Here is a 2,453-nt window from a genome sequence, read left to right on the forward strand (position 1 = left end):
CGCAAGAGCTGACCGATGCCGAAGGGCAGGTGGTGTGGCGGGCGTACTACAAGGCGTGGGGCGGGCTGGAGGCGCTGTCGCCGAACGGGGTGGAGCAGAACCTGCGGTTTCAGGGGCAGTACCACGACCGGGAAACGGGCTGCACTACAATACGTTTCGGTATTACGATCCGGGGGTGGGGCGGTTTACGACGCAGGATCCGATTGGGTTGGTGGGGGGGCTCAATCTATACCAGTATGCGCCAAACCCTTTGGGTTGGATCGATCCGCTTGGATTAACCTGTGCCCCAACTAAGGCATCTTCATTGCCTGTAACCCGTCCTGGAACTAAGATGTGGAGTGCGGCAGTTGAAAAATTAAGGGCGGCGACAGGGCACGCCACCAATAGCGTTGGTGGAAATGTTCATAATATACGAGTTCCAAACCAGCGAGATGCAAAAAGGCTAATAGAAGAAGCCTTTGGCTCCGGCTTCCCGAGGAATAAACCGCAATCTAGAACTGGTAATTATGGTTACGAATATCATCGACCTCCAGAGTCAACAGCGCCCTTCAATAATGATCTTCAGCATATCAAGTGGTATAACTGGCGGACGAAGCAGGGGGCTGATGGGCATGTATTTTTCGATGTTTGGAGTTAATTTTTGAATAATCTAATTCCGGAATTTGTGAAGTGCTTTGGCCCTGTGGTTTTGCATGACGAGACTGTGAGGGTCAGGAACATTATTTTTGCTGCTTTCAGGAGGCCTTACGTAAAAGGCGATATAAATACCCATGGACCTTTATGGGCTCAATATGCATCTCCTCAGGGGGTGCTAGTCATGTCTGAGCTGGATATAGATAAAGATACGCGTGGTTATATTTTCGTGGAAGGCAGGGGTAATGGCTTCAAAGTTTTTTGTTCGAGCTTAGGCAGGTTCCTTGATTTTCTTGTTGATAGAGAGGACGGAGTGTTTCCGGCCATGTACTTTGTTGATGAAAATTTTGTTTTCTGTCTTTGCGAAAACGGGGAGAGGGGATCAATGAGGCCGATATATTTTTACAGGGGCGCGAAAGCTTAATTTATGAACGCAGCTGCGCCCAGAGAATGGCTATGAGATTCTGGATGATTGATGATCCGGGGAGGATAATAAGTGGCCACTCAACAATTTAATAATAAGTCGTTAGTTTTTGCCATAACGGATAGTGACTTTGGTGAGATAGAAAGTGCCGTTCAGAGAGGTTTAAACTGGACGAGAGATCCAGTGATTAAGCGAAAGGCCGTTAAGGAAGTCGAGTTATCCATCCAGCGGGGCGGAGCATTGCCTTGCGAAGGCGTCTTCTATTAATCTAGCGTAAATGAGCATAAGCTAATTTTTTTGACGGACTCATCGGATGGCTGGGGTTCTTTGCTCTATAGTTTGTCGATTAGTGGTAAGTCAAGTTATTTATTGTTCAGTCTGCTGGGCGGTGAGTACCCTTTGATGGAGATGAGTCTTATCGACTCAGGGGATGTGGTTCGCTTAGTTAGAGTGTCGAGGGAGGATAAATGGATCTTTTATGAGAGCGGAAGGCTCTTGTGGTTTGAGGAAGAGTGCAGTTATTAAAAAAGGAAGATTGCGGATAGGCTTACGTATGGAAATTTGTTGGCATATTCCATAAAAAATGGAGTAAATTTTGAATCTTCTTTATTTTTTAAAGTTGCGACAGAGTCGCTATGGCTAAGTGAGGCGCGATAGACTGAATGCACCTGGTCGGCATCACCGATGCCCTGGAGCAGACCCTGCGCCTGATTCGCCAGCCCGGCGGTGAGATTCTGCGCACCGAACAGCCCGATGGCAGCTGCGATGTCTATGGCTACAATGCCCTCGGCCAGGTCACCAGCCATACCAATGGCGAAGGCCGCACCACATACCTGAAGCGTACCTAATCGCTCTCACAAAGCCGTCTATGGGTTGAGCGGGAATAAAATTGATAATGCGAAGAAGGGGCGGTACTGTGGATAGTTTGCGCGAAACGGAGGAGTTTGTTTTATTGGAGGCCTTGACAAGAAGTGAGGGATCTTTCATATATGAGCTTGATACTAATCATTTCTTTTGCCGGGAAAGGCTGGATCGATTGCTTCGTGAGTGCAGAGATCTAGCGAGGCTTTATAAGGCTAATGGAAAGTCAGAGATTTATCCGGAGGTGTTAAGAGGGGTGCTGTCTACATTTCAGCATGCATTGTTCTTGGTATCATGTAATTTTATGGAGGATGATAGCTTTGAGATACAAAATTATGAAGCTGGATTGTCATCGGAGATTCTGTCTGACTATTATATTGAGTTCAGGGTTATCTTGAATGATCTTATTATGTAGGTTTTGTCTGGGGCTGCGAGAGCCCAGCTTTCCCCTTTGAATTTGGAGGCGTTGTTTGGCAACCCGGTCGATGCGGTGAGCGGGCGCAAGCTGCTGCTGGAAGAAAACGAAACCGACTTC

The 2,453-nt window shown here is 47.5% G+C and carries 3 protein-coding genes and 1 pseudogene; 3 read left to right on the top strand and 1 reads right to left on the bottom strand.

The genetic code is table 11. From position 1 onward, the window contains the following. From E8E68_RS02725 to E8E68_RS02735, 3 genes and pseudogenes are all read left to right on the top strand, one after another. Positions 1–277: pseudogene (locus E8E68_RS02725) on the top strand (RHS repeat-associated core domain-containing protein); the annotation flags it as partial. A 363-nt stretch (positions 278–640) separates the two neighbouring features. Further along, positions 641–1,057 (top strand): hypothetical protein, encoded by a 417-nt coding sequence (locus E8E68_RS02730; RefSeq protein ID WP_266032213.1) that lies wholly within the window; start codon positions 641–643, stop codon positions 1,055–1,057. Between the two features lie 662 nt (positions 1,058–1,719). After that, entirely contained in the window at positions 1,720–1,905 is a 186-nt protein-coding gene (locus E8E68_RS02735; RefSeq protein WP_266032214.1) for a hypothetical protein, read from the top strand. A gap of 362 nt (positions 1,906–2,267) precedes the next feature. Here E8E68_RS02735 and E8E68_RS02740 read toward each other — a convergent pair. Next, a partial coding sequence (locus E8E68_RS02740) for a hypothetical protein (RefSeq protein ID WP_280339571.1) occupies positions 2,268–2,453 on the bottom strand: 186 nt, incomplete at its 5' end.

The organism is Pseudomonas sp. BN607, from assembly GCF_029871175.1.
Classification (GTDB): Bacteria; Pseudomonadota; Gammaproteobacteria; order Pseudomonadales; family Pseudomonadaceae; genus Aquipseudomonas.

Coding starts and splice junctions, on each gene's coding strand:
- E8E68_RS02735 (WP_266032214.1), top strand. CDS start 1,720: ATGCACCTGGTCGGCATCACCGATGCCCTGGAGCAGACCCTGCGCCTG.